The 26,712-nt window shown below is 69.5% G+C and carries 26 protein-coding genes; 13 read left to right on the forward strand and 13 right to left on the reverse strand.

The features are described from left to right. Positions 1 to 26: 26 nt before the first annotated feature. Positions 27 to 626, forward strand: a complete 600-nt coding sequence (locus ABWI04_RS01775; RefSeq protein ID WP_345173827.1) for a TetR/AcrR family transcriptional regulator — start codon at positions 27 to 29, stop codon at positions 624 to 626. Positions 627 to 727: 101 nt separating this feature from the next. Here the strand turns inward: ABWI04_RS01775 and ABWI04_RS01780 are convergent, their stop codons facing one another. After that, on the reverse strand, positions 728 to 1,351 hold the full coding sequence (locus ABWI04_RS01780) for a LysE family translocator (protein WP_353831142.1): 624 nt from the start codon (positions 1,349 to 1,351) through the stop codon (positions 728 to 730). A 110-nt stretch (positions 1,352 to 1,461) separates the two neighbouring features. Here ABWI04_RS01780 and ABWI04_RS01785 point away from each other — a divergent pair, with 110 nt between their 5' ends. Then, entirely contained in the window at positions 1,462 to 2,403 is a 942-nt protein-coding gene (locus ABWI04_RS01785) for a LysR family transcriptional regulator (protein ID WP_353831143.1), read from the forward strand. Between the two features lie 82 nt (positions 2,404 to 2,485). Here ABWI04_RS01785 and ABWI04_RS01790 read toward each other — a convergent pair whose 3' ends face one another. Continuing rightward, positions 2,486 to 2,998, reverse strand: a complete 513-nt coding sequence (locus ABWI04_RS01790) for an HXXEE domain-containing protein (protein WP_353831144.1) — start codon at positions 2,996 to 2,998, stop codon at positions 2,486 to 2,488. A 45-nt stretch (positions 2,999 to 3,043) separates the two neighbouring features. Between ABWI04_RS01790 and ABWI04_RS01795 the strand changes: the two genes are divergently transcribed. The 4 genes from ABWI04_RS01795 to ABWI04_RS01810 all read left to right on the forward strand — a co-directional run bounded on the left by ABWI04_RS01795 (position 3,044) and on the right by ABWI04_RS01810 (position 7,948). After that, the gene (locus ABWI04_RS01795) at positions 3,044 to 3,691 is read left to right on the forward strand and encodes a TetR/AcrR family transcriptional regulator (RefSeq protein ID WP_353831145.1); all 648 of its coding nucleotides are present in this window, start codon (positions 3,044 to 3,046) and stop codon (positions 3,689 to 3,691) included. A gap of 285 nt (positions 3,692 to 3,976) precedes the next feature. Beyond that, positions 3,977 to 5,383 (forward strand): tetratricopeptide repeat protein, encoded by a 1,407-nt coding sequence (locus tag ABWI04_RS01800; protein WP_353831146.1) that lies wholly within the window; start codon positions 3,977 to 3,979, stop codon positions 5,381 to 5,383. A 724-nt stretch (positions 5,384 to 6,107) separates the two neighbouring features. Beyond that, positions 6,108 to 6,674 carry a carboxymuconolactone decarboxylase family protein gene (locus ABWI04_RS01805; protein WP_345173841.1) on the forward strand — a complete coding sequence of 189 codons (567 nt, stop codon included), beginning with the start codon at positions 6,108 to 6,110 and terminating at the stop codon, positions 6,672 to 6,674. A gap of 251 nt (positions 6,675 to 6,925) precedes the next feature. After that, entirely contained in the window at positions 6,926 to 7,948 is a 1,023-nt protein-coding gene (locus ABWI04_RS01810) for an LLM class flavin-dependent oxidoreductase (RefSeq protein WP_345174185.1), read from the forward strand. Positions 7,949 to 8,162: 214 nt separating this feature from the next. Here ABWI04_RS01810 and ABWI04_RS01815 read toward each other — a convergent pair whose 3' ends face one another. Continuing rightward, on the reverse strand, positions 8,163 to 8,534 hold the full coding sequence (locus ABWI04_RS01815; RefSeq protein ID WP_353831147.1) for a DUF6086 family protein: 372 nt from the start codon (positions 8,532 to 8,534) through the stop codon (positions 8,163 to 8,165). A 270-nt stretch (positions 8,535 to 8,804) separates the two neighbouring features. On the opposite strand from ABWI04_RS01815, the gene ABWI04_RS01820 reads away from it, so the two are divergent. Next, complete coding sequence (locus ABWI04_RS01820; protein WP_353831148.1) at positions 8,805 to 9,212, forward strand: nuclear transport factor 2 family protein; 408 nt, start codon at positions 8,805 to 8,807, stop codon at positions 9,210 to 9,212. Between the two features lie 504 nt (positions 9,213 to 9,716). Further along, a complete protein-coding gene (locus ABWI04_RS01825) occupies positions 9,717 to 11,003 on the forward strand; it encodes a cation:proton antiporter (RefSeq protein ID WP_353831149.1) in 1,287 nt (428 codons plus the stop codon). Between the two features lie 69 nt (positions 11,004 to 11,072). Here ABWI04_RS01825 and ABWI04_RS01830 read toward each other — a convergent pair whose 3' ends face one another. The 7 genes from ABWI04_RS01830 to ABWI04_RS01860 all read right to left on the reverse strand — a co-directional run bounded on the left by ABWI04_RS01830 (position 11,073) and on the right by ABWI04_RS01860 (position 17,745). Then, positions 11,073 to 11,600, reverse strand: a complete 528-nt coding sequence (locus ABWI04_RS01830; RefSeq protein ID WP_345173854.1) for a DUF8788 domain-containing protein — start codon at positions 11,598 to 11,600, stop codon at positions 11,073 to 11,075. Next, complete coding sequence (locus tag ABWI04_RS01835; RefSeq protein ID WP_345173857.1) at positions 11,597 to 12,043, reverse strand: DUF8788 domain-containing protein; 447 nt, start codon at positions 12,041 to 12,043, stop codon at positions 11,597 to 11,599. Before ABWI04_RS01835 ends, ABWI04_RS01830 begins: the two co-directional genes overlap by 4 nt. Positions 12,044 to 12,083: 40 nt before the next feature. Then, positions 12,084 to 12,863: a DUF8788 domain-containing protein gene (locus ABWI04_RS01840; RefSeq protein ID WP_345173859.1), complete on the reverse strand. Its 780-nt coding sequence runs from the start codon at positions 12,861 to 12,863 to the stop codon at positions 12,084 to 12,086. Positions 12,864 to 12,891: 28 nt separating this feature from the next. After that, positions 12,892 to 13,326 (reverse strand): DUF8788 domain-containing protein, encoded by a 435-nt coding sequence (locus ABWI04_RS01845; RefSeq protein WP_353831150.1) that lies wholly within the window; start codon positions 13,324 to 13,326, stop codon positions 12,892 to 12,894. 31 nt (positions 13,327 to 13,357) lie between these two features. Next, the gene (locus ABWI04_RS01850; RefSeq protein WP_353831151.1) at positions 13,358 to 14,914 is read right to left on the reverse strand and encodes a phenylacetate--CoA ligase family protein; all 1,557 of its coding nucleotides are present in this window, start codon (positions 14,912 to 14,914) and stop codon (positions 13,358 to 13,360) included. Between the two features lie 30 nt (positions 14,915 to 14,944). Beyond that, on the reverse strand, positions 14,945 to 16,474 hold the full coding sequence (locus ABWI04_RS01855) for a pyridoxal phosphate-dependent decarboxylase family protein (RefSeq protein ID WP_353831152.1): 1,530 nt from the start codon (positions 16,472 to 16,474) through the stop codon (positions 14,945 to 14,947). A gap of 665 nt (positions 16,475 to 17,139) precedes the next feature. Further along, positions 17,140 to 17,745, reverse strand: coding sequence for an ABATE domain-containing protein (locus tag ABWI04_RS01860; RefSeq protein ID WP_345173868.1), 606 nt, complete (start codon positions 17,743 to 17,745; stop codon positions 17,140 to 17,142). Between the two features lie 84 nt (positions 17,746 to 17,829). Here ABWI04_RS01860 and ABWI04_RS01865 point away from each other — a divergent pair, with 84 nt between their 5' ends. Further along, positions 17,830 to 18,594 carry an MBL fold metallo-hydrolase gene (locus tag ABWI04_RS01865; protein WP_353831153.1) on the forward strand — a complete coding sequence of 255 codons (765 nt, stop codon included), beginning with the start codon at positions 17,830 to 17,832 and terminating at the stop codon, positions 18,592 to 18,594. Between the two features lie 171 nt (positions 18,595 to 18,765). On the opposite strand, the gene ABWI04_RS01870 is transcribed toward ABWI04_RS01865, so the two are convergent. Further along, entirely contained in the window at positions 18,766 to 20,202 is a 1,437-nt protein-coding gene (locus ABWI04_RS01870) for an MFS transporter (protein WP_353831154.1), read from the reverse strand. 90 nt (positions 20,203 to 20,292) lie between these two features. On the opposite strand from ABWI04_RS01870, the gene ABWI04_RS01875 reads away from it, so the two are divergent. Continuing rightward, positions 20,293 to 20,868: a TetR/AcrR family transcriptional regulator gene (locus ABWI04_RS01875; protein ID WP_353831155.1), complete on the forward strand. Its 576-nt coding sequence runs from the start codon at positions 20,293 to 20,295 to the stop codon at positions 20,866 to 20,868. A 73-nt stretch (positions 20,869 to 20,941) separates the two neighbouring features. On the opposite strand, the gene ABWI04_RS01880 is transcribed toward ABWI04_RS01875, so the two are convergent. Continuing rightward, positions 20,942 to 21,973 carry a hypothetical protein gene (locus ABWI04_RS01880; protein WP_353831156.1) on the reverse strand — a complete coding sequence of 344 codons (1,032 nt, stop codon included), beginning with the start codon at positions 21,971 to 21,973 and terminating at the stop codon, positions 20,942 to 20,944. A 120-nt stretch (positions 21,974 to 22,093) separates the two neighbouring features. Beyond that, the gene (locus ABWI04_RS01885; protein ID WP_353831157.1) at positions 22,094 to 23,635 is read right to left on the reverse strand and encodes a serine/threonine-protein kinase; all 1,542 of its coding nucleotides are present in this window, start codon (positions 23,633 to 23,635) and stop codon (positions 22,094 to 22,096) included. Positions 23,636 to 24,072: 437 nt separating this feature from the next. Here ABWI04_RS01885 and ABWI04_RS01890 point away from each other — a divergent pair, with 437 nt between their 5' ends. The 3 genes from ABWI04_RS01890 (at position 24,073) to ABWI04_RS01900 (ending at position 26,639) form a co-directional block, all read left to right on the forward strand. Next, positions 24,073 to 24,624: an AAA family ATPase gene (locus tag ABWI04_RS01890; RefSeq protein ID WP_345173885.1), complete on the forward strand. Its 552-nt coding sequence runs from the start codon at positions 24,073 to 24,075 to the stop codon at positions 24,622 to 24,624. A gap of 159 nt (positions 24,625 to 24,783) precedes the next feature. Further along, positions 24,784 to 25,755: a MerR family transcriptional regulator gene (locus ABWI04_RS01895; protein ID WP_353831158.1), complete on the forward strand. Its 972-nt coding sequence runs from the start codon at positions 24,784 to 24,786 to the stop codon at positions 25,753 to 25,755. A 371-nt stretch (positions 25,756 to 26,126) separates the two neighbouring features. Beyond that, positions 26,127 to 26,639, forward strand: a complete 513-nt coding sequence (locus ABWI04_RS01900) for a hypothetical protein (RefSeq protein ID WP_345173889.1) — start codon at positions 26,127 to 26,129, stop codon at positions 26,637 to 26,639. Positions 26,640 to 26,712 lie beyond the last annotated feature (73 nt).

Raw genomic sequence — 26,712 nt, forward strand, 5'->3', positions numbered from 1 at the left:
TGCCGCCTGAGGGCTATGCTGTCCCCATGTCACCCAGACGTCCTGAGCGCCGAAGTGAAGAGGCCGCCAACGCCGTCATCAAGGCCGCCATGGACCTGTGCCAGGAGGTCGGGTACCGCAAGGTCAGCATCGAGGGCATCGCCGCCCGCGCCGGCGTCGGCAAGAACACGATCTACCGCTGGTGGCCGTCCAAGGCCGCCGTGCTGCTGGACGGCCTGCTGTCCACCTGGAAGATGGACGCGACCTTCCCCGACACCGGTGACTTCGTCGCGGACATCAAGACGCAGATGGCGGCGGCCTCGCGCATCCTCGGCGACCCGCACGTCTTCCCGCACTACCGCGCACTGATCGGCGAGGCCCAGCACGACCCGGACCTCCACCAGGCCTTGTGGGACAACTTCATCGGTCACCTGGCGGGCGCCGCGGCCGACCGCATCCGCGTAGCGCAGCGCAAGGGCCAGGTCCGCGCCGACGCCGACCCGGTCCTCGTCACCGAACTGCTCTACGGCGCCGCCTACTACCGCCGCCTGCTCACCCCGCGCACGGCCGACGCCGAGCACGTCAACGCCATCGTCGACCTCGCAATGACCGGCCTCGCCCCACCGGCCGACACCTCCACGCAGTAGCACGCCTCACCGCTTCTGGGCGCCCCTGCACATGCCGCCCGCGCAGGTGCTCACGGTTTACGGCGGGCGAGCAGGGCCCGCGGACCTGACCGGCCCAGCCCTCAGACACCTACTGCCACCGCAGCGCCCAGCGCCAGCAGGACGGCACCGGTGGTCATGCTGAGCCCCCGCAGGACGGTCGGCTGCGACACCAGTGCGCGTCCTCGGCTGACGGCCCAGGTGAGCAGCATGTACCAGGAGGCGCTGACGAGCGCCCACAGGGCTCCCAAGGCGACGGTCGACAGGAACACCGGGCCTTCCTCGGTCACGAACTGGGGCAGCACCGAGATGGCGAACACTCCCGCCTTGGGGTTGCCGAGGTTGGTGACCAGGCCGGTGAGGTATCCACCCGTGAAGCCGGTGCCGCGCCCGTCCTGCTCGGGCGGGCGGGGGGACCCGACCGTGAGCGCGGTCTGGAGCGTCTTCACCCCGAGGATCATCAGCACGATGCCGCCGGCGATCCGGAGCACCGCGTACGCGGTGGGGCTGGCCAGCAGGACGGCGGACAGCCCGGCCGCGGCGGCCGTCGACCACAGCAGGAAGCCACTGGCATTGCCCGCGAGCGTGCCGTGGAGCGCAGGCCGGCCACCCTCCAGTACCTGCCGGATCATCAGCGCTTGACTCGCGCCGGGCAGCATCGCCAGCAACAAGGTGGTGATGACGAAGACGGGCACATGCGTGGGCATGGGAACGAACCCCTTCCGGGGATTGCGGCCGACGAGTGTGCCACCAGGCTTCCTCGCTCCGCGCCCCTAAGGGAAGTTAAAAGAGAAGGATGCAGCGTTAGCATTGGTGAATGCTGGTGGATCCGGGGCAACTGCGGCTTCTCGCCCTGATCGAGCGGCACGGCTCCCTGACAGCGGCGGCCCACGCACTCCGGCTCACGCCCGCGGCGGTAACCCAGCAGGTGGCCAAGGCCGAGCGCGACTGGCAGGTCCCCCTGGTCATCCGTGGCCCTCGCGGAGCGACGCTAACCGCGGCCGGTGCGCTGCTCGCCTCCCACGGCCGGACCGTGGAGCAGGCATCGCACCAGGCCGAGGCGGAACTGGCCGCACTGCTCGGCCACCTCTCGCTCCGCCTCCGGATCGGGACGTTCCAGGCGGCCGCCCTGCACCTGCTGCCACCGGCCCTGACGGCCCTGCGCCACCGCCACCCGGCCGCCGACGTCTCCGTCATCGACGTGGTGTCCGGGCGCGGAGCGGACGAGATCAGCGCGGGGAACCTGGACGTGGCCATCGTCGCGTCCTGGGACACGCCGCTCGCGCCGCCCCCGCACCTACGGGCGCACTCGCTCCTGGTGGACCCGATGGTCGTGGTCCTCCCCGACGACCACCCACTGGCCACCGGGCAGCCCGCGGACACCGAACTCCACCTGGAACAACTGCGCGACGAATCATGGGTCTCCATCCTGGCCGGCCATGCCGCCCGCGAACAGTTCCACAACGCCGCCCGCAAGGCCGGCTTCACCCCAACCGTGCGGTTCGAGACCGAGTCCTATGACGTCGCCCAAGCCCTGGTCGGCACAGGCATCGCCGTGGCCCTGGTGTCACGCCTGGCCCTGGCCCACGTCCCCGGCACCACCCATCGCGAACTGGCCCACCCCAAGCCCTACCGCCACCTCTACGCCGTGACCAGAACCGACGCCAGCCTCACCCCACTCGCGGACATGCTCATCGACCTCCTCCGCGATGTCGCCCGCGACATCACCGCCACCTGGGCCACCCCACACGGCTCCTGAAAAGCCCCGTTCTAAATCGATCACGAACCCCCTCCTGGCTCGGAAGACCTCCCCGGCGGACCTGAGCGGGGTGTCGGGCCCCTCAGCCAGGGCGCTTCTTCTCGCGGGTCGAGGTCAGCAGGTCGGCTCCGGTGTGGACGGCCATCAGGGTCGCGGGGAGCAGGATCGCGGCGTCGCGGAGTGTCCGCGCCGGGTCGCGGCGAACGCCTGCGCGGCCGAGCGCGCGCCAAGCCCACAGGGAGAACGGCACGACGATCGTGGGTGCTGTGGCGACACCCGGGGTGTAGCCGCGTTGCCTGACGCTCAAAGCCAGGTGTCCGAGCCCGTGCACGCCGAACCCGGCCAATGTGGCCTGATAGAGCCGGGACCTCCCGCCGGTCCGCGCGCCGTCCACCGTGGCGGCGAGCATCAAAGCGCCCATGAGAGCGATGGCCGTGCGGGCGTGCGCCGTGGAGACCTCGCGACGCAGCCACACCGGTCCCGGAGCGCCGCCGCCCGCGTTCTTCCGCGACCAGGGAGCCATGGTGAACCACTCTTCGGCGTCGTTGGCCGCCCAAGCCAGCAGCAGCCCCCAGGTCACGCTCTTACGGATCATCCCCGCCTCCCTTTACGTTACGAGTCGTGCTGTAATATTTCTGAAATGAGCGAGCAGCGCAAGGGGGCCCCAGGACGTCGCGGCCGGCCGCGCAGCGCCGACGTCGACCGCGCCGTCACCGCGGCGACGATCGAACTGCTGGCCGAACAGGGATACGCGAAGCTGACGATCGAGGCGGTCGCCGCGCGCGCGGGGGTGGGCCGGCCGGCGGTGTACCGGCGCTGGCCGACCAAGGACGACCTGGTGGTCCACGCCCTGGTCGAACAGGTGCCGCCGCTGGCCGTTCCGGACACCGGCGACGTGCTGCGCGATCTGAAGGAACTGTCCGCCGGGTTCGCGCTCCGGCTGGCCGGCTCCCCGCTCGGTCGGACCGTCCTTGCCGTGCACGCTGAAGCGGGCCGTCGGCCCGACCTCGCCGAAGCGCTACGACACCACTACCTGAACCCCAGGAACGCCACCATCCGCGCCTTGATCGAACGCGGCCTGGCCGAGGGCCGCCTCAACCCCGCACTCGCCCCCGACACGGTCCGCGACCTGGTCTTCGGCCCCCTGATCTACCACTGGCTCGTCACCGGCCACCTCTCGACCGCCACAGCGAACACCCTCGCCGACGCCGCCTGCGCCGCGGTCAGCCGCACCTTCCCCTCGCCAGATCAAGCCGGCGGCTCCACCGACACGCCTGGCCGTCCGTAGGAACCATCTACAGCGCTCGGCGGCGTGGGGACGGCCGGTCGGCGGTTGCCCGGGTGGAAGGACGCATGCAAGGCTGAATCGTCTTGCGCCGCCTGCGACGACCACGAAGCCGCGCGGCACGAGGAACCGGGCCACGCCGGGTCCCCTCTCTGTTGAAACGGCCGACAAAGGGACACCAGTGACTGATCACGCACGGGGGACGGCCCCCTGGCACGGCCGCATCGAGCAGGTCCGCGGCGCCGACCCGGCCCCCGACACCGCACACGTCGAACGTCCGACGGAGACATGACGGCCATGAAGACGGACGAGCACGGGCTGGCCATCGGGGCGGGCAGCCGCACCGCGGTCGAGCACTACGACAACGCCGTCCATGAACTGCTGCACTTCCGCCCGGAGGTGGACGCCGAAGCGAAGCGGGCGCTCGAAGCGGATCCCGACTTCCCGCTGGGCAACGTCCTGTCGGCGTACCTCGGGCTTCTGGCCACCGAGCCCGAAGGCGCGCGGGCCGCGGCGGAGCGGTTCCGGCTCTTCCGGTCGCGCGTGGACGGCTCCGGGCTCCTTCCCCGCGAGCGGGCCCACGTCGCGGCGCTGGAACGCCTGGTGAAGGGCGACTTCCTCGGCTGCGGCCGCCTGCTCGGCCAGATCAGCGAGGAGTACCCGCGGGACGTCCTCGCGCTGTTCGTCGGCCACCAGGTCGACTACTTCACCGGGGACGCCCGCGCACTGCGCGACCGGGTCGGTGGTGCGCTGACGGCATGGAGCGAGTCCGACCGGCATTTCGGCCAGTTGCTCGGCATGTACGCCTTCGGGTTGGAGGAGGCAGGGCACTACGACCGATCGGAGGAGGTCGGCCTGCGCGCGGTCGGGCTCGACCCGAAGGACGTGTGGGGCATCCACGCGGTCGTCCACACCTACGAGATGCAGGGCCGGTTCCGGCGAGGCATCGCCTACATGGACGAACGGACGACCGACTGGTCGACCGGCACGTTCTTCAACGTGCACGCGTGGTGGCACTATGCGCTCTACGCACTGGAGGCCGGAGACACGGCCCGTGCCTTGGAGATCTACGACGCCGTGCTTCACGGCCCGGAGTCGACAGGCACCGCGATGGAGCTGCTGGACGCCGCCGCACTGCTCTGGCGCCTGCTTCTCGAAGGCGATGACCAGACCGCGAGGTGGAACGCCTTGGCCGACGCCTGGGCGTCCAAGGCCGAGGAGCCGTTCTACGCGTTCAACGACATGCACGCGGTGATGTCCTTCGTCGGCGCCGGCCGCTTCGGCGACGCCGACCGGCTGATCGCCGACCGCGAGGCCTACCTGGCCGCTCCCCTGCCCGACGTCACCAACCAGGCGATGACCGCACGCGTCGGCCTTCCGGTCTGCCGCGCTCTGGTGGCCTTCGGGCGCGGCGACCACAGCGCCGCCGTCGACCTCCTCGCTCCCATCCGGCACCAGGTCAACGAATTCGGCGGCAGCCACGCGCAGCGCGACGCGGTGCAGAAGACCCTGCTGGAGGCCGCCCTCCGCTCCGGCCGCCTCGATCTGGCCCGCGTCCTGGTCAGCGAGCGGATCAGCATACGACCCGCCAGCCCGTTCAACTGGCTCAAGCACGCCGACGTCGCCGAAGCCCTCGGCGACGCGGCCACGGCGTCCACCGCCCGATCGCACGCGGCGAAGCTGCGCCGGCCCTGAGCTCCCGGCCGACGCGGGCCTCCCCCGCCACCGGCTCGGACCCACGATCAGCCCCCAAGTCGTACCCGAGGTGCTCGCAGACGTACTCGCGCAGGTCGCAACTGGTCCCCCAAGGGCCGACTGGCCCTGCCAGAAAACACACCAAACCAACTTGGTGCAATAAACGAGACGGTCGAGCGAATTTCGGTCGATCAGTTCCCTAATATCGCGGCGTCCGCACCATTGGGGACTCGTTGACATCGGAGGAAACCGCCCTCCAACGCCGACGCCGCCGAGCTAATCGGCCTCATCGGGGATCTCATTCGGTCGCTGATCGAACATACGAGGCATCTTCGGGACCTGGAGGTCACCGAACACTGGGAGGGATCGTCGCAGCTTAAAGCCCTGGACGGCGTGTACAGCACCTGAAGCACCACACGACGAGCGGCAGGCCGAAAAGGGGCCAGGTAACCACGAGCACCTCGCGGCCGAGCGCCAGCACGCCGAGCCCAGCGAAACCAGCGGAGAGAAGCGACCGCGCAGAGGAGTGGCGGTGAACAGGCCTCGCATACTCGCCCCGCATGGGCGGTGAGGGGACCCGCCTGCCTAATGCGCTCCGCGAAAGCCGAATGCCAGCATGGCCGGATCTGACACCTTTTGCCCCCTGCCCTGGGCCCGCCCGATGCGAGACACTTCCTTGTGCACGGAGAGCGAATCCCTGACGTGGACAACGTTTGGAGAACCGATGCCGCATATCGCCCTGGGGAACGACGCGTCCGGAATCATCTCGCTGTTCGCCTACCGGCCCGAGACCGCTCGCCCGATGAGCGAGCTGGCCGAGGTGCTGCTGCGCGGCCCGAGCTCGCTGAGCCGCGGCGAGCGGGAACTGATCGCCTCCTACGTCTCGGCCCTCAACGAGTGCGAGTTCTGCACCACCTCGCACGCGGCGTTCGCCGCCGCCCAGCTCCCCGAGGGCATCGCGCTGGTCGACCAGGTGCGGGCCGACCTCGAGAGCGCACCCGTGTCGGCGAAGCTGAAGGCCCTGCTGAGGGTGGCCGGCGCGGTCCAGCGGAGCGGGCGCGCCGTGCGGCCCGAGGACGTGGCCGCCGCCCGCGCCGAGGGCGCGACCGACGTCGAGGTGCACGACACGGTGCTGATCGCCGCCGCGTTCTGCATGTTCAACCGGTACGTGGACGGCCTGGGCACGACCCTGCCCGACGACCCCGCGGAGTACGCGGCGTCCGCCGACGCGATCGTCAACGGCGGATACCTGGCCATACTCGGCCGCCGAGAGGCACACGCCGAGACGTGAAGTCCGCCGTTGCACCCGCCCGGAAGTAGCCGCCCGCGCCCTCCCGCTCCGCGTCACCCCTCCTGGGTAGACGGGCACCGGGGTTCACCGGCTTTGGCCTGATCATGGACGACCTGCCGGGCATGCGGGCCGATACCGGGTGATCGCAGAGGGCTCCGGCCGGGCCTGATGTGTGACGGTCGAGGGCCGTGGGGGGGGGCGTGGTGCCAGCGTGCTGGAATCTCGCGGGCGCTGAGCTGGTTGGTATAGGTGTGAAGAAGATCGGTTTTCTTTCGTTCGGTCACTGGAGTGACGGCGCGGGCTCGCGGACCCGGTCGGCTGCGGACGCACTGCTGCAGTCGATCGATCTCGCGGTGGCCGCGGAGGAACTCGGCGCGGACGGCGCCTACTTCCGGGTGCACCACTTCGCCAGGCAACTGTCCTCTCCCTTCCCGCTGCTGTCCGCGATCGGTGCGAAGACCTCGCGCATCGAGATCGGCACAGGCGTGATCGACATGCGCTACGAGAACCCGATGTACTTCGCCGAGGACGCCGGCGCGGCCGACCTGATCTCCGGTGGACGGCTGCAGCTCGGCATCAGCCGGGGATCACCGGAACAGGTCATCGACGGGTGGCGCTACTTCGGGTACGAGCCGCCCGAGGGCGACACCGATGCCGACATGGCACGCAAGCACACCGAAGTCCTGCTCACGGTGCTGCGGGGCAGAGGGTTCGCCGAGCCGAATCCGCGGCCGATGTTCCCCAATCCGCCCGGGCTGCTGCGTATCGAGCCGCATTCCGAGGGGCTGCGGGACCGCATCTGGTGGGGCTCGGGCTCCAACGCCACCAGCGTGTGGGCGGCCCAGCTGGGCATGAACCTGCAGAGCTCCACGCTCAAGGACGACGAGACCGGCGAGCCGCTGCACGTCCAGCAGCGCAAGCAGATCGAGGCCTACCGGCAGGCGTGGAAGGAAGCCGGACACCAGCGCGAGCCGCGCGTGTCGGTCAGCCGCAGCATCTTCGCGCTGACCACCGATATGGACCGCGCCTACTTCGGCCGGAACGCCGACTCGGGCGACCACATCGGGATGATCGACGAGAACACCAGGGCCATCTTCGGACGCTCGTACGCGGCCGAACCGGACGTCCTGGTCAAGCAGCTCGCCGACGACGAGGCCATCCAGGCCGCGGACACGCTCCTGCTCACGGTCCCCAACCAGCTCGGTGTGGACTACAACGCCCACGTCCTGGAGAACATCCTGACCCACGTGGCACCCGAACTCGGCTGGCGCTGAGAGCACAGCAAGCCGCGTCCGTCTCGACCTGGAGCCGCGCTCGGTCGACGTCCCCGATGAGCACCCGCCGCTTTCGGCGGCGGTCTTCGATCAACCAACCCACGACAGACAAGCCCAGATCCTGCGGCTCGCTGACACTGCGAGCCGCAGGATCTCGCCGCGCGCGTAGGGGGTGTCCCTATGGGATTCGTCAAGGGTTGGGTCGGCGGGTGGCTCAGGTGACCATCGCGCGGCCGTGGTGCCGGCTGAGCTCTTTCAGCGACGCGATGTCCGGGTTGTCCGAGGATTGCAGCGCTGGTAGATGACCTCCGCCGCGGGTGACCAGGACGATGGCGGTCGCGGTGAATCCCTGCATCAGGGATCGGAGGATCACGTGGTTGGAGCGTGTGTAGCGGTCGATGAGGGTGTCGACGAACACGCTGAAGACGTCGATGTCGATCTCGCACTCGTCCGCGTCCATCGGGCCGAGGCCTGTGGGGAGGTCGGTGAGCGTGGCGAACGACTCTGCCGCTCGCAGGAAGACCTGAGCGACTCCTGTTGCGGGATTCCAGAGGACCCGTTCGCCGATCTGGAAGAACTGGCTCATCGTCCTCCTTGCCGCCGTCATCGCAGCAGCGTGATCAGGTGTCAGTGATCATCGATCCTAGGGTGCCAGGAAGGGCCTGTCGGGCGCCGGATCCAGCGGGTCCTGCGGCTTGGGCTGCGGATCTGTGGTCGGGTCGGTAGGGCTGTTCGGGGTGCCAGACCGGTGTAGGCGGCCAGAAGGCCCGGGGTGGGAAACGCGCATAACGGGAAACCCTACGGGGGTGCGGTACAGTCCAGCGTAAGCGTATTGCCTACTCTTACAAGGGGCATCATGGGCATCAGCACCGAGCGCGACCTCGTCGACTTCCTCGTCACCTACACCCGGGACATGGCCCTGTCAGAGGAGGAACCCGGCGCGATCCTCGACCGCTACTTCGTGCCGGACTTCGAGTACTGCAACGAGGGCCTGGTGATCGACCGGCAGCGGATGATCGACCACGTCCGGCCCGTCCGCAAGAACGTCGACAAGGCGGCCATGGCAGCCGACGAACACACCGGGGTGGAGATCCACCAGGCGCTGGTCCGCGGTGACCAGATAAGCGCACGCTGGACCCTCCGCACCAGAATGCGCAAGGGCAAGACCTTCACCGCAGAGGTCTACATGTTCGGCCGGCTGGCGCCCGACGGCCGGATCCAGCGGATCGATCAGATCAACAGGCCCCTCGACGAGCAGCGGTAATCCACCCGCTCACGAGTACGACCGTGACGCCGAGGCGCTCGCATCCTGACCACCACCGACAGCCTCGACGCGTCCGATGCGCCAACGTTCGATAAGGCTGGCATCTCGGGGAACAGGAGCCCGTGAAGTCACGTAGCTCCTGCAGTCGGCGAGCCGCGAGTCGTTGCCGTCCCCGTGGCGCTGAAGAACGGCGTCCAGTTCGCTGGCACCGCGGTCCTGGGCGCGGCCACGGCCGTCCTCGTCATCGCCGGAGCCTGGCGGTTCAACCACCGGACCCTCGCCCCGCGGAAAGCCGGGCGCGCCAGGTCTCGGTCCCTCGGTCCTCGGCGCTCCTCCCAGCAGCCTTGGCGCACCTCGTCGGCTCGACGTAGTCGACGGCGCGGGTGCCAGGGTGCTCGCCTGGAGGCCGTGTGGAAAGCGCGCTTGGATTCGCGTTAGGGTCGTGGCCGGTGAGCCGGGAAGTCTGGTCGGCATTGCGTCCGCCATTCCCGAAAGAGCCCCGGTATGCCCAACCTCCTGCTCGCCTTCTCCGCCTTGCTGCTGCTGGCGGTCCTGGTGTCCAGCCTCGCGCACCGCACTGTGCTGTCGACGGCGGCGCTGTTCCTGGTCGGAGGGTTCCTCCTCGGTGACGGCGTCACCGGGGTGATCACGCTGCGGCCCGGCGACACGCTGGTGTCCGAGCTGGCGGAGCTGGCGCTGTTCGCGGTCCTGTTCACCGACGGCATGCACGCGGGCTGGCAGGACCTGCGCAGCGCCTGGCGACTGCCCGGACGCGCGCTGGGCTGGGGCCTGCCGCTGACCCTGCTGGTCACCGCCGTGCTCGCGCACTACGTCGTCGGCCTGGGATGGGTGCAGTCACTGCTGATCGCGGCCGTCCTCACCCCGACCGACCCCGTGTTCGCCGCCGCGCTCGTCGGCAACGACAAGGTCCCGCCCCGGCTGCGGCACCTGCTCAACGTCGAGTCGGGCGTCAACGACGGGCTCGTCCTGCCGTTCGTGGTGCTGTTCCTGGCGATCGCCCAGGGCGAGGAGAACCTGCACCTGGGCGAACTCGGCGCCGAACTGGCCGGCGGTCTGGCCATCGGCGTGGCGATCCCCTGGGCGGCGATCATGCTGGTGCGCACCCGGTGGTTCGCGATCTCGCCCAAGTACGAGCCGCTGAACGCCGTCGCGATCGGGCTGCTGGTGCTCGCGACCGCGCAGGCCACGCACGGCAACCTCTTCCTGGCGGCCTTCGCCGCCGGGGTCACCGTCGCGACCGTCGGGCACCGGCACCGGGAGGCGTTCGAGCAGTTCGGCGAGCTGGTCGCCGAACTCCTCAAGCTCGCCGCGCTGCTGGTGTTCGGTGCGCTGCTGTCCCCCGCGTTCCTCGGCGACGTCGGCTGGACGGGCTGGGCCTTCGCCGTGCTGGCGCTGGTGGTCGCCCGGCCGGTGGCGATCTGGGTGTCGTTCCTGCGCTCCGGGCTGACCGCGCGGGAGCAGGCGGCAGTGATGTGGTTCGGCCCGAAGGGCTTCGCCTCGGTCGTCTACGGGCTGCTGGTCCTGGAGTCCGGCATCCCGGCGGGTGAGAAGATCTTCCACCTGGTCGGAGTCACCATCACCCTGTCGATCCTGGCGCACTCCTCCACCGACATCGTCGTCGCCCGCGGCTTCGACGACGAACGCGAAGTACCGGCCTGGTTCGAGCGCACCCGCACCCGGATCAGGCGTCCGGGAGTCTCCGGCAAGGCGCCGGACGAACCCTCGCCACCGTCGAGATCGGAAGATCGTTCCGAGGACCGTCCGCAGTGACCGCGAGGCTGCCCGTCCGCGCGGGCCCGGTCCTCCTTGACCGGGTCCGCGCGGCACCGGGACCGCCCGTCACACCTTGAGGACTCGGATCGACGGGTGGTTCCTGGTGTTCAGGTAGAGCTTCTCCTTCGTGCCGTCCTGCTCCAGTTCGAGGACCAGGCGGTAGCGGTACAGCCCCGGCCGGGCGGTGCTGAGGACGGCCCCCGCCCAGTAGTAGTAGATCGGTGTGTAGGGCGAGCGCATCAGGTCCGGCATCCCGTAGATCTTCAGCTCGGTCATGACGCGACGTTCGGCGACGTCCTCCTCGTCGCCCCGCTCGGTGTCCAGGAACACCAGGTTGTTGATCTTCGGCATCGGCGGCCATGTGCCGTCGGGGCGCTTGTGCATCTCGATCGGGCGGATGATCCAGTTGATCACCTGCCCCTGCTTGCAGATCGTCTCGAGGTGGTCGGTGCCCTGCCCGACCCCGCCGACGCTGTTGTCCATCATGTAGAGCGCGTCGTCGAGGGAGCCGGTCCGGGCGGCGCGCTCCATGTTCACCAGGGTGACGACGTTGAGCTGGACGGAGTTGAGCTGACCGCGGGCCTCGGTGGTCATCGGTGCCCCCTTCCGGTGGCACTCTGGCCGACCAGGGCCGGCGTCGATATGGCGTACGGCTCCGTGACGGTGCCGAGCCGGAACTTCAGCCGGTACGAGACGGGCTCGGCGACATGCCGCTTCACCGTCGCGGTCCAGTAGGTGATGTCGGTGTTGGGGTAGACCTTCCGCTCGGGCGCGCAGAACTTCTCGTCGATCACGATGCCGTCGAGGGCGGCGTAGGTCTCGCACTCCAGGACGACGACGTTCCAGATGATCCGGTCGCCGGAGCGCACCCGGGTGCGCAGGTCCACCGTGCCGAAGCCGGTCGACCCCTCGGCCTTGTTGGTGTCGTACAGGTACAGGTTCCCCTCCAGGGTTCCGGAGGCGAGGGCCGCGACCGGGTCGATCACCGCCGTGATCGACACGGGCCGGGACTCGGGTGGTCTGGCCTTGCTGGGCATCGGCTTCTCCGTTCGGTGCGGGACTCGGGGGGATGCGGGCTCAGGGCATCGGCAGCGCGCCGAGGCCCGCCCCGGTGAAGGCGTTGCGCTTGGGATCGCTGATGACCTTGATGGCGGAGTCGCAGGTGAAGTCGACCGGCTCCCAGGACGGCTCGTCGTTGCGCCAGACCAGCTCGTGCAACTGGATGTGCATCGTGTAGCGGTACGTCCCGGGACGGGCCGTGTCGACCGAGGCCGCCCAGTACCAGCCGTCCGACACCATGTCCGGCGAGCCGTACTGGGCGGGATACATGACCTTCTCGTCCACGGCCTGGCCGGTGATGTCGGTGATCACGGGGTTGGGGTGGTTGTAGGCCTGCCCCTCGCCGGTGACGACGTTCCCGGTGACGTCCAGGACCTTGCCGACGGCCGGGGCTCGGCCCCCGCGCGGCCTGCGGGCGCGGGCGCCCACGCGGCGACGCAGGCCCTCCAGTTCGGCAGCCGTGTCGACGGACGGGTCCCCGGCCCGGTCGGCGACACCCGCGATCTCCTCCAGCGCCTCCTGGTCGGTGGCCTGCGCCCGGTCGGCGTGGTAGCTGCGGGGGACGGTCGGAGGGATGGAGCCGAGACTGGCGGGCAGCCAGTTCAGCACCTGCTCGGTGGCCTGCGACCCGTCCGCCCAGTACGTGCCGGGGCAGATGGTCACCAGGTCCGGTGTGCCCTGTCCGGTCGAGCCGAGGAAGGCCATGTTGTCGAAGAGGTAGACGTTGCCGGTGAGCGTTCCGGCCTGGAGCGCGTTGGCGATGTCGACGAGAACGATGATCCCTTGCTGCTGCGCCATGGATGCGCCTTTCGGGTCGCTGGTGGGGTCACGCGCACATCAGCGCGGGCGAGTCGAGATGCAGGACGCTGTGGCGGCCCTCGTGCATCTGCACTTCCAGCCGGTAGTGGTAGGGGACGCCGCGGGTGAGGTGGGCCGGGACGACGCCCTCCCACACCTTCAGGTCGAGGTTCTCGTGGCCGCCGGACGGCGCCTCCCAGACCGGTGCCCGCGCCGGGGCGGCTCCGCCGGGGGGCAGGAAGGTGATGGCGGAGATCTCGGCGGTCGTCTGGACGTCGATCGCGATCGCGGTCCACTGGACGACCTGCCCGGGCACGACGATCGTGCACAGGTCGACGGTGCCCTGGCCGTGGCTTTCGAAGTCTCCGTCGTCCACCAGGGAGAGGTTGCCGTTGTGCAGCGTCCCGTCCGACAGGGCTCCGACGGCGTCCACGAGCACGACGATGTTGACGTGGGGTTTCACTGGCACTCCTGTTCTGGTCGGTCGCCGTCCCTCAGCCCCGGTCGCGCACGAGGGGAACCTTGCCGACGGCCGTCCGTTCGATCTCGGGCGAGGACCGGGGCACGAACGCGAGCTGGAAGCGGTAGCCGGTCCGCTCGACCGCCTCCGGGGTGGCCTCCCGGTCGTTGAACAGCGACAGGGAGCGGAGAAGCGCACCGACGAAGACCTGGTGGACGCCGGCCGGGCCGAGCGCGGCCGACAGCGCGCAGGTGTGGCCGTCGGCGTCGTCGACCGCGGCGAGCAGCGTGATGGTCTTGTGCTCGCGGTTGTTCACGAACTGGATCTCGTGCGCGGCGGCGTCCAGGTCCATGCCGGTCGTCTCGCGCAGCCGGTCGCGGAGCGCGGCGTAGGCGATCGCCGCCGAGTACTGGCTGTCGTTGATGTGCAGCACGTCGGCGGTGCGGCCGGCGAACTCGAACCGGCCGGTCTTCAGGCCGGGCCCGTCGAGGGCGGGGCGGCGGATCATCCGGTCGCCGAGCTTGAGCCGCAGCAGCGGCGCCTCGTGCGCGTGCAGCCGGGTGACGACGAGCTCGCCCTCCTCGCCCTCGGCGACCGCGCGGCCCTGGTCGTCGACGACCTCCACGAGGTGCAGGCCGGGCACCGCGGCCAGCCAGGGCGAGTCGTCGCTCAACTGGAGACCGACGGTCTCGGCCTGGGTGGCGGCGAAGTAGCTGAGGATCGCGACGTTCGGGAAGACCGCGCGCAGCTCGGCGCGCTTGCGGTGCGGCAGCACGCCGCTGCCGTACAGCGCGACGCGGAAGCTCTCCCGCGCCTGGGGGCTCAGTCCGGCGCCGAGGTCGCTGAGGATCGCGATGCCCGCCGAGATGCCCATCATGGCCTTGGGCCCGGGGTAGGAGAACATGTGCTCCAGCACGGGACCCGTGACGGGACCGGCGCCGATGTAGTTGACGCCCGGGACCTGCTGCAGGACGCCGCCGACCATGGTCCCGCTGCTCCACATCTGGTAGTCGGCGAGGTTCGTGAACAGCCATTTGGGGTCGCCGCCGGCCAGGTGGTCGCGGAGCTGGTAGGTGCCCATGAAGGCGCCGGCGATGCGGTAGGTGTCGTGCAGCTCCCGCAGCGAGTAGACGATCTCCAGCGGCAGCCCGTCACTGGTGCCGCCGCTGGCGACCACCTCGAACCCGCCGTGCGCGAGCGGCACCACCATTCCGGCGCGGGCGCCCGTGAACATGTCGCGTTGGACGGTCTTGTCGGACAGCGGCACCCGTTCCCATTCTTCGAAGGTGGCGGGCGGACCGGTGATGCCGGAGGCCGTCAGCCGCTCCCGCCACAGCGGGTTGAGCAGCGCCGTATTGATCATCTGGCCGAGGCGGCGCAGGACCAGAGCGTCCTGGACATCGTGCGGAGTCTCGGCGTAGGGGACGCCGCAGAGCCGCTCGCACTCGCGCAACTTGCTCGCGAAGGAGGGCAGCGCCGGGACGGCGTCCACCGACCACGGCCGCATCTCCTCCTCGGGGATCAGCCGCGCGGCCAGTTCCGGGCCGTCCACGGGTGACCGGCCGACCGGCGTGAGAATCGTCGAGGTCATGTCGCGCTCCTGTTCGTCACGGGGGGTTCGTCATTCGGGGAGATCACCACGGAGCAGCCGCTCACCGGTGCTCCTGATCTCGGCGAGGAGCATTCGGAAATGCTCCGCGCTGATCTCGTGGTTCATGAAGACGATGCGCAGTGCCGCGGTTCCCTGCACGTCCACCTTGGAGATGAAGAACCGTCCGGCGAGCCTTACCTGTTTCCTGATTCGCAGTTGCAGGCGGTGGACACGGTCGGCGGCGACGCCTTCCGGCCGGTAACGGAAACAGAGAATGTTGGCTTCCGGCTCGTGCAGCACCTCGAAATCGGGTTCGTCGAGCAGGATGCGGTGCGCCTCGTACGCCGTCCGGCACAACTGCTCGATCTTCTCGGCGAAGAGGGCGCGCCCGTACACCGCCCACAGCGCCCACAACGGCATGATCATTGGCCGTTTCGTGCACTCGAGATTCTTGTCGCCGCTGTCGAACGCGCAGTGCGCGTCGGGCTCCTCGTCGAGGACGTAGCTGGCGGCACGGCGGCCGAACGCCTCGGGGGCGTCCCCCGCGTCGCGGTAGAACAGCATGGTGCAGGGCGCGGGGACGAACATCAGCTTGTGCGCGTCCCAGGTCAGCGAGTCGGCCTTCTCGATACCGCGCAGTTTGTGCCGCAGCACGTCCGACACGAGCAGGCTCGCGCCGTGCGCCCCGTCGACATGCAGCCAGATACGGCCTTCGGCGGCGATACCGGCCAGTTCGTCGATCGGGTCGAAGGCGCCGAGCGCGGTGGTGCCCGCGGACGCCACCAGGCAGAAGACCTCCAGGCCACGGCGCTCGGCGGCGGCGAGCACCGCGGGCACCCGGCGCACGGCGATGCGTCCTCGCGCGTCCACCGGCAGCCGGACGATCCGTTTCTCGCCGATGCCGAGGACGCCGGCCGCGCGGGTCACGCTGTAGTGCACCTCTTCGCTGACCGCGATGGCGGGCAGGCCGCGACCGCCATGCTCGCCGGACGCCCAGATGCCGGGATAGGCGCGGTTCCTGGCGGCCAGCAGCGCGGTGAGATTGGCCAGCGACCCCCCGGACGTGGTGACCATCGCGAAGGAGCCCGGGTCCCAGCCGATGAACCGGTTGAGCTCCTCGGCCATGATCCGTTCGGCCGTGATCGGCAGCTGCCCCGCCTCGTAGTAGGACGAGGGCTGGTTGACGACCGAGCCGACGAAGTCGATGACGCCGGCCAGCGGGACGGTGCCGGAGAACTGCCGTCCCATGTATCCGGGCGAGTGCACCTGGATGCCGGTGCGGAGATAGAGGTCGACGATCGCCGCCAGCCGTTTCTCGTCGAAGGCGGCGATGCCCTCGCGCTCGACGGTCATCAACGCCCGCGCCGCCTGCGCCAGGACGTCCGGATCCGCGAGGTCCAGGCCCCGGACGGACCGGTCCGCCAGATGCGATTCCAGGCGCGCGGCGACCGTTTCGGAATTTCTCCGAAAGAGGACCGGATCAAATGCGGCGAATAACGAGTCCCCTGGCGCCGCCCGTCGCGAGATAGACGGCGAGCATTCTTCCGACACGTCGGCCACGCCTAGCCTTTCATTTCTCTGACTGCTCCGAAAACTCACCCGACCCGGGCGAGTTTAGGCAGGATCCAACAAAACCAACAAGGGCATGCACTGCTAACCATCGGGACACCGCATGCTATGACCACTCAGAAACGCAATTAAATCCAGTTGACGACTTTTGTCTAATATCAAGCCATTTTTGGCTTATCGTCGAACCGCATACGCGCCCAGGCCCGACAAAAGCGCCACTCGCCGGCGGGTCAGCCGACGTGCGCGGACCTGCACGGTCGCCCCCACCGGGGGTGCGCGCAAAAACCCCTCTCAGGGGCTGGACCGGCACTGAGTTCACCGACCCGCCGCAGATCGGTGGAGGCATTACGAAGCGCGTGCACAGTGTCAGGCGCGCATTGCTGTCGGATGCCGCGAGCACTGAGCCCGCCCCAAGAACGCACGCCAGGAAGCTGATCAAAGGTGCCGAAGGCGTCCCGCCCTCGAGTCCCGTGGCCGGGCGGCGCTATGACGTGGTCGAGGGTTGGATCAGCTGCGGGGGCCTGAGCGTGCAGAGCCGCCGGGGTGACAGCGCGGGTGTTGCCGGAGTTGCGCTTCGCCACTACCGACGGCACCGGGACGGCAGGTGCATTCGCGTGACGCCGGGCATCGTTCCGAGACCTTTTTCGGGCAGGCCGCTAGGTAGATGAAGGCCGACGCCGTCGGGCGTAGGCCCGTGCCGCCCGGACCCGATCTCCGCAGCGCACTGAGCACCAGAGACGGGCTCCATGGGTGCGCACGAGGAACCGAGAGCAGGGTTCGGCAGCGCACGCAGCAAGTTTGGGCACATCTGAACCCGTGAGGAGGTCGGCGGCGTCGGCGGCCAATTCGGCGAGAATGTGGTCGGTGGCCTGGTCCAGCGGATGGAGCCGGCGCCGATACAAGCCCTGTTCGGAACTCCAGGCCAGCAGTTGCGCGCGCGGCACCGCGGTCAAAGCGTCGTTGACCACGGTCAATGCATGCTGAGGCGCGGGCTCCTTCTGCGTCAGAGCAGTGAGCAACTCGCGGATGCTGTGCCGCAACGTGCGCAGGCGCGCCGTGCAGGGGTCACCGAGCGCCAGCCCGGAATCGATCAGATCACGCTCGACGAGCCAGGCCGTCGCGAGCTCCCGATCACCGATCATGTCGGTCGTGCCGGCGGGGGTGACCAGCCAGGTATTCGCCAGTGCCAGCGCCGGACGTCCGTCATCGCCCGGAGCAGGGGGCAGGAGGTGTCGTGAGGCCGCAGCGTCCGTTGGACTCATCTTCTCATGTTAACTGCTTGGTTCTTCCGTGACGTCATGCTAGTGTCCTCACGGAGAAATCCATTAATAACGTGAGGAGTGTTCATGTCGGATTCTCGCGCCGGCGCCGCCCGCGTTCGGGTCTTCGGCGGGCCCACCGCTCTCATCGAGATCGGCGGGCTGCGCATCCTGACCGATCCCACGTTCGACGAGCCGGGCGACTACGAGGTGGGCCCCGGCATGTTCCTCAGCAAGACGGCATCAGCCGCCGTCCAGGCGAGCGAGATCGGTCACCTGGACGCCGTACTGCTCTCGCACGACGAGCACCCCGACAACCTCGATCACGCCGGACGGGCCCTGCTGCCGAACGTTCCCGTGGTCTACACCACCGAGAGCGGCGCGCGGCGCCTCGGCGGCAACGCGCTCGGCCTGGCGCCGTGGGACGCTCACGAACTCCCCCGCCCCGACGGCGGCCGGCTCACCGTCACCGGCGTCCCGGCGCGCCACGGGCCCGAGGGCTGCGAACCCGTCACCGGCGACGTGATCGGCTTCGTGCTCTCCGCACCCGATCTTCCCAGCGTCTACGTCAGCGGCGACAACGCCTCGCTGGGACTCGTCCAGGAGATCGCCGACCGGTTGGGCCCCGTGGACACAGCGGTGATCTTCGCGGGCGCCGTCCGCACGCCTCTCCTCGACCAAGCTCTGCTCACGCTGAACAGCGAGCAGGCAGCCACCGCAGCCGCGATGCTAGGTGCGCGACGGATCGTCCCAGCGCACGTCGACAGCTGGTCCCACTTCACCGAAGGCCCCGACGACATCCTGGCCGCGTTCACCGCCGCGGGCCTGGCCGAGCGCCTCTACCTGGACTGAGCGAAGGACGCAGCCTTTCGTTGCGAGACGTGGGCTTTTCGCTGCTCCTGATACACCGACGACAGCGTGGAGCTCGGCAAGGGCCTCGACATTCGCACGCCAGGCCGCATGAGCGGCGCGTCGCCGGTCCGCTCCGCGCCCACATCACCAACGGTCGGCTTCCTGGCCGTGTCAGTGGCTCATGGTGTCTTCAGCAACGCGCGGGGTCGGGCTCGTCGGCCGTGACCGTTGTGTGCTCCTGGTCAGCCACAGGCCCGTGAACACGGCTGTGGCCAAAGTGACGACGCCGGCCACCACGAAGGCGCTGTTGAGTCCGTCCTCAAGGGAGGCGCCACCGGATTCCCGGGTGCGGACGACGGCTCCGAGCACCGCCACGCCGAGGACCGCGCCGATCTGCCGGGTGGTGCTGCTGACACCCGACGCCAGACCGCCCTCCTGCGGACTGACCGACTGGATGGCGGCGCCGGTCAGCGGGGACATGGTCAGGGCGAACCCGATACCGACGACGGCCAGCCGCCACCAGACGTTCGTGTAGCCGGTGTCGGCGTGCACGAAACCCAGGGCCAGCAGTCCCAGCCCGGCCAGGATCAGGCCGAAGGTGACCATGATCCGGAAGCCGTACCGGGCGGCGAACCGGCCCGCGAACGGGCTGATGACGACCATCGCGAGCGTGGCGGGCAGGGTCTGCACCCCGGCTCGCAGGATCGAGCTGCCCTGGACGTAGACGAAGAACTGGGAGAAGAAGAACGACGAGCCCATGAGCGCGAAACCGACCACGATCATCGCCGTGTTGGAGACCGTGAACAGCCGTTGCCGGAAGAGGCGCAATGGCAGCATCGGCGCCGATACCCGTCCTTCGACGACCACGAAGACGGCGAGGAGCACGGCCGCTGCGGCGAAGCTGCTCAGGATCACAGGCGAGGTCCAGCCACGGGCGCCGCCCTCGATCAGCCCGTAGGTGAGCGCCCCCACGCCCAGGACGGACAGGACCGTTCCCGGGACGTCGATCGAGGGCGCGTTCGGGTTGCGGGACTCGTCCAGCACGCGCAGCCCGGCGACCAGCAGGACCGCGCCGACGGGCACGTTGACGAGGAAGATGGCGGGCCAGCCGAAGGCCTCCACCAGAACACCACCGGCCAGTGGGCCGGCGGCCAGACCGATTCCGCTGAATCCGGCCCACAGCCCGATCGCCCTGACCCGCTCCTGCGGAACCGGATACGCGGCGGCGAGCAGGGTCAGCGAGGCGGGGCTCAGCGCCGCGGCCCCGATGCCCTGCAGAACCCGCCCGACGACCAGCCAGCCGAGCGAGGGCGCCGCGGAGCACACGACGGACGCGGCGGTGAACACCACGACGCCGGCCAGGTACATCCTCTTGCGGCCGAAGCGGTCGGCGAAGACGCCGCCGGACAGCAACAGCATGGCGACCAGCAGCACATAGGCGTCGACGATCCATTGCAGCCCGGTCAACTCGATGTGCAGCCGCTGCTGCATGTCGGGCAGCGCCGCCCCGACGATCGTGTTGTCGAGCAGCACCATGAACTGCCCCAGGCAGGTCACCGTGAGCAACGCCGCCCTGTTCGGCACGGCCACCGGCGGTGCAGACTTCATCGTTCCTCCTAAAGCAGCTCTTAACTGCTTTAGGAGAGAGTAGACGGCAGGCGTCATTAACGCAACCACGAGCTGCGCTAAGGTGAGGGCATGGAAGAGCGACGACCGGTCCGGCGGCCCGGCGGGCGCAGCGCCCGTGTCCGGGCGGCGGTGCACCAGGCCGTGACGGACCTGGTCGGCGAGCGCGGCTACGGCGAGTTCACGGTCGGCGACGTCGCGGCCCGCGCGGGCGTGGCCGATACCAGCATCTACCGCCGGTGGGGCACCCTGGAAGCCCTGCTCACCGACGTGGTCCTCACGCGCCTGAACGCGCAGTCGCCGATGCCCGACACCGGAAGTCTGGCCGGTGACCTGCACGCCTACGCGGCTCAGGTGGCGCGCGAGATCACGGGACCCGACGGTCTGGCGGTGCTGCGCCTGACCGTCGCCCTGTCGAACAGGGGCGAACAGGGTTTGCGGGCGCGTGACGACTTTCTCGCCGAACGCACCCGGTTCATGCAGGCCATGCTCGACCGCGCCGGCGAACGGGGCGAGAATCCACCCGACGTGCTGGGCGTGCTCGACCACATCATGGCCCCGATGTACATCCGCGTCCTGTTCGGCGCGGGCCCGCTCACCCCGGACTACATCGCCGGGCTGGTCGACCGATTGCTGGCGCAGCCCTGATCTACGCGGATCACCACCACAAAGAGCCCAGGCGGGTGAGTGTCGGGGGCCGCGGGGCGGCACGCATCAGGACCTACCAGTCCTCCTCCTCGCCGCCGCGCATGTGACGCCACTGCTCGACGGCCTCCCGCGCACCGCGTGCCAGCTCGGCGTAGTGCGCCGGGCATTCCCACAGTTCGCGGGCCGAGAGCTCGACGGGCACCGGAGTGTCCGGGTAGTCCTCGGGCGCGTACAGATGCACCACCGCCTCGTACCGGGAGTCCACGTGCGTGGTCGCGGACCAGGGGTGCTGGGGGTGCTCGCACGAGGCGTCCGGGTCGATGGTGTCCAGGGCCGCGACCAGTTCGCGGGTGTAGGAGGGAGGCAGACCTTCGTAGGTCTGGGCGATGCCCATCCACAGGGACAGGAACAGGCCGATCCGTTCCTCGTCGCGCACCTGCCCGGCCAGCCAGCGGCGGGCGGACCACAGTGCGACGGGGCCGGTGTTGGCCTCCCAGGAACGCCGGATGGCCTCCTGCAGGGCGACGATGTCGATCCCGCCGCCGTCCCGGAGGAACCGCGCGTCGAGGTGGGAGACGTCCACACTGCCGAAGAGCTCCTCGTGGGCCTCGCGCATGCGGACGGTGGCCCCGTCGGCGAGGCCGGCGAGGAACGCCTCGCAGTCGAACGCCGCCAGCTCCTCGCCCTCCAGCCCGTACTCCTCGGCGAACACGGCACGGCCGGCCTCGGACAGCATGCTCACCCCGGCCTCGACGCCGTACTCGTCGTCCACGTCCGTGGGGTGGGCTCCGTCCGGGCAGGTGCAGGACGCCGGGTCGAGCGTGGCCCGCACCCCTTTCAGGGCCTGCGTGTACGACGCGAAGAGGGACTTGCTGAAGACGCGTGCGGCGACATACCAGCACGTGGTGTGGAGCAGGATTGTGTACCCGGTCCGTTCCCGGCGCCCCTGCGGAGTGCCGATGCGGGCGAGCGCGTCCGCCGCGTCGTCGGCGAGCAGACCAAGGGTCGCCGACGGACTCCCGTGGGGGTAGTCGCTGACGATCCCGCAGAGGTCGGAGATCAGTTCTTTGTGGTCGTCGGACAGGGCGGGGGTCACTTCAGTCACGTCAGTAATCGACGACGCAGTGGGCCGGCCGGTTCCCCACGGCGTCGTGGTGGGGGACGTAGTCGGCCCGGGCCTCAGGTGTCTGGGCGATACGGGGGTATCCGGTCTGGGCGGCGGAGGTCAGTCGGCCGCCACGGGGAGCAGGGAGTAGAGGGTCAGGCCCTGGTAGTCGTCTCCGCCTGACACCTCGAAGTTGCCCTGGAAGACGAACTCGCCGTGCACGAAATTGAGCCCTCTCCAGGGGCGCTCGTCATTGCCGATGTTCACGTGGTAGGCGGTGCAACGTCCGATTTCGGGCTTCTCGTTCTCGGGAAGGCCGCCCTCGCAGGTGGACCAGACCTGGAAGATGACGTTGTCGTGTTCGGCGCCGCTCGTGTCGATGGCGGCGCCCTTCCCGTCGGTGATCTTGAGGTCCATGTTGAGGCCGACCTTGAGCCGCACCTTGCGGCCGATGTTGTTCTTCAGGAACGAGCCGAAGCCGGAGCGGCCCTCGCTCAGATCGGAGACCGACCCCTCGAACGACGGCCGGGAGGCGGCCGTCACCGTCGCGCCGGCGGCGGGGCGGCCGGTGGGCGGCCGGTCACTGTTGTCGCCGTCCCCGCTGTCGAGGTAGCGGAAAGCGACCGCCGATCCCAGGACCAGGACGGCGGCCGCGGCACCGGCGATGACGCCTGTGCGGCGTAGCCTTCTCGTTCTCCCGTGGCCGTGCGGTACCAGCCCCTGCCGCACCGCTGTTGCCACGTCCGCCGGAACTGGCTGCGCTGCCAGCGCGGTGATGTGCTGGTACGCGGAGTCACTGGCGAACCCATCCTGCAGACCGCGTGGGGCGGCGGGGCGGTCGCCGGTATCGGCTTTGCCCGTTCGCGCAGGTGCCCCGCATGCCGCGGCCAGTTCTTGTGCGGTTGGACGATCAGCGGGGTCCTTGGCCATCGCCGCCGCCAGCGGTGCCGCCAGCTCGGCGGGCAGCCCGGCCAGGTCGGGTTCGTCGTTGATGGTGCGCAGCAGCACCGCCTCGACCGGACCTGCGCCGAACGGCGGACGGCCCGTGGCGGCGTAGGCGATCGTCACCCCGAGGGAGAACACATCGGCGGGCGGCCCGAACGCCTGCTCGCGCAGCACTTCGGGCGCGACATAGCCGGGGGTGCCGTTCCAGCCCCCGGTGCGGGTGATCTGCGTCTGGTCCTCGCCCCGCGCGATCCCGAAGTCGATCAGTTTGGGGGCGTCCGGGGCCAGCACCACATTGGAGGGTTTGAGGTCGCGGTGCTCCACACCCTGGGCGTGCACCTCGGCCAGCCCCGTGGCCAGCGCGGCCAGCAGCCGCACACAGGTGCCGACGGGAGGCGGGCCGTACCGCTGCACGGCCTGGCGCAGCGTCGGGCCGGGCACGTACTCGGTGGCCAGCCAGAACGGCTCCTCCATCAGGCCAGAGGCGACCATCGCCGCCGCGTACCGGGTGCGCACCCGCGCCACGGTCTGCGCCTCCCGCCGGAACCGCGCCAGCACCTGCGGATCGTCCAACCCCTCGCGCACGACCTTCAACGCGATGTGGCGGCCCCCTCCGGCCAGCGCCAGGTAGACCAGCCCCATCCCGCCCTCGCCCAACCGGCCGAGCAGCGGATAGCCGCCGATCGCGACCGGATCAGCCGGACGCAGTGGCTGCACGGTGCACCCCCGCCCACAACAAGATCATGGCGCGCATGATCGCAGTCCCGTCGGCCACGTGTCATTCCGGTTTCTCGAACCGGCGATCGAAGCGCGCGGAGGACTGGAACACCTGGCGGCCATGGCACGGGACGTCTGACGGCAAGCACCCGCACGCGTGGCCACGGCGGCTATTAGTAGGGTCGTCCCTCGGTGGCCGGTCGCTCTGGCCACTGCGGGACCGGCGTAGGAAGCCGCGCGTCCGCCAGAAGAGCATCGCAGCGGAGGCGGCGACGAAGACGAATGCTGGCTGTTCACGGTTCATCTCCGCTCAGGATCCGCCTCCATGGCAGCCGGATTGCCCGGCGAGGAGCGACTGCCCAGCGGAGTGCTCGTCGGCTCCCGACACGAAGCCCTCGACCGCGCAGGAGCCTTCACCTCGCACCCCTCTCGCACCGGTGATCCGGGTGCCGGCAGGACTCGTCGTCCTCGTCGGCCCACCAGCCTCGGGCAAGACCAGCTTCGTCCAGGCCCTGATCGCGCGCCGGCAGATCGACGCGGAGGCCGTGGTGTCCAGCGACGAGATCCGCGCGGAGCTTTTCGGCGGCTCACCTGCGGAAGCGGGATCCGACGCGGCGGACGCAGCGATCTTCGAGGAACGTGACCGCAGGATCGTCGCCAGGCTCGCCACGGGCCGCACCGCGGTCGCCGAGTCGACGAACGTCACGCCGCGGGCACGCGCGCGACTCATCGCCATGGCCAGGCGTTTCGACGCACCGGTGACCATGCTGCGGTTCGATCCGGACGTCACCGAACTCCTGCAGCAGTACACCGAGCGCGGCCGCACGGATCTCACCGCCGCGCAGATCCGCGCCTACGCCGCCGTCATGGCCCGGGATGCCGGGGCTGGCCAGCTCCGCTCCGAAGGCGCGGCCACCGTCCACGATGTTCCCGGACGTCGCCAAGGGAGCACGCCCGTTCAAGCCGCCGCACTCTTTTCCTTCGCCTGACCCCGGCCGCAGGACGCAGGCTTCTCGGATCTCCTAATCCCCTGCCAGTCGGATAGGCGGTGCGGCAAAGAGCGAGACCCACGCCTCTGGGCGGCAAGCGTGGGTTGCAGCCGACGGTTCCACTAACTCTTCGCGGTCCTTCCTGGGTAGGGGATGAGCATGGACGACCTGACACCCGGGGAGGCCGGTCCCCAAATAGGCGGGCTGGGGGTGGCGGAGGTGGCGCGTCGGCTGGGCGTGGCGCCTTCCACGCTGCGCGTCTGGGATCGCCAGTACGGCGTGGGCCCGACGGGCGGCGGCCCTGGCAGGCATCACCGCTATACCCAGGCCGACGTCGCCCGGCTGGAGACCATGCAGCAGATGATCTCCGCAGGAGCGCCTCCGGCGGAGGCCGCTGAGGCGGTCCTGCACACGCCGCACGGGCAGGACCAGGGGCCGCAGAGCCACAGTGCCGCCGACAGCCACAAAGAGCTTGAGATCTCTGCCGCCGAGCATGCCGAATCGCAGGTCACGCGGATCAGGAACCTCGCGGATGCGGCGATGGCGCTGGACGAGCTTGTGATGACCGGCATCCTGGAATCGGCTCTGCGACACGAGGGCGTCACTGCGACATGGGAGCAGGTGATCGTACCGCTGCTCGTCGACCTCGGACGCAAGCATGCGGCCACTGGCGAGTACGTGGAAGTGGAGCATCTACTGTCGGCCGTGGTATCGCGCTGTCTACTTGCGGTGACGTCGCCTCAGACGCAGTTTCCAGCCGGGCGGATTCGTAGTCCCGTGGTGCTGGCATGCGCCCCAGAAGAGGAGCACGCCCTGCCGGTCCTCGTGCTGGCCGCCGCCTTGGCCGAGATCGGCGCGGCGAGACTCATGCTGGGTGCGCGAGTGCCGGCATCGGCCCTGGCAGCCGCGGTAGCCCGTACCGGGGCGCACACGGTGTTCGTGTGGTCGCAGACCTCCGAGACCGGTGACCCGTCCTGGCTCACAGACCTGCGCACCACGCATCCTGCGCTCCAGGTGGTGGTCGGAGGCCCGGGCTGGGACCGTGACCGTCTCCCACCCGAGGTGCCCTTCACATCATCGGTGTCCGCAGCACTCGGGGCGTTGCTTGCAGCAGGCACCACTGACCGCTGAAGGCCCACCCACTGATCCAGCGTTCATAACGCGAGTCCGCGTCACTTACGAGCGACGCAGCCCACTTCACCGCGCTTTCCGGATTGCCTACGCCATATCTCCCCGGCAGTACCGTCGCCAAGTCCTCGATGAAGGCGAAAGAGCGCATTGAGTCAGAATGCCTCTTCAATGGGCGGCTGGAGCGGATCGCGCTGGCGCGTACTTCTGGTCGGCCGCCACTGCACGCGGTGCCGGACTGAGGTCCCCGCTCTCCGGTTTCAGGGCCCTAAGGCCCTGAAACGCGAACGAGTCGGCTCGCTAACTTCGCTGATTGTCAACGACGGGACTGAATCGCTCAGTAGATGTGCCCGTCCCCCAGAAAGGGTTCAGCCATGAAACGGAAGAACGCACTCGTCGCGGCGGGCGCCCTGGGCGTCGCCCTGGCCGGCGGAGCGGTGGTCTCCGGCCTCACCATCGAGTCGACGTCATCGCCGAAGCCCGCGGCGCGCGTCGCGGACACGGGGTCGGTCGCGGCCGCCGGAGGCCAGGCCGCCGCGACAACGATCAAGAAGACGGACTACGGCCCCTGGAGCGGCCACTTCGCCAACCAGAGTCTGCAGTGCCGCACCTACGCCAGCGCCGGTACCGTCGGAGGCCGCGTCTGGCACTACGGCAAGATCGAGTGCAACAAGAAGACCGCGATCATCGACGTGGTGTCCGGCGTGAACCCGGGCAAGCCAGCCATCGCCCAGCATCTGTGCCGGGACGTCCAGTCCTGCTCGGTCAAGGGGTGGGTGAACAACCCCTCCGGCAACCAGAACTGGTCCGTCACCACCACGGGAAGCGTCGGAGTCCTCCTGTTCAGCGGCGAACGGCTCTCCGCCCACGTCGCCTTCCGCGCCTGACCCCGCTGGCACATGGCCTGAATGACAGGTCAGGGCAGGCCCCTTCTCTTCGGCACTGAGAGCCGAACCTCCG

Origin of the sequence: Actinomadura sp. NPDC000929 (assembly GCF_040492065.1) — a bacterium.
Taxonomy (GTDB): domain Bacteria; phylum Actinomycetota; class Actinomycetes; order Streptosporangiales; family Streptosporangiaceae; genus Spirillospora; species Spirillospora verrucosospora.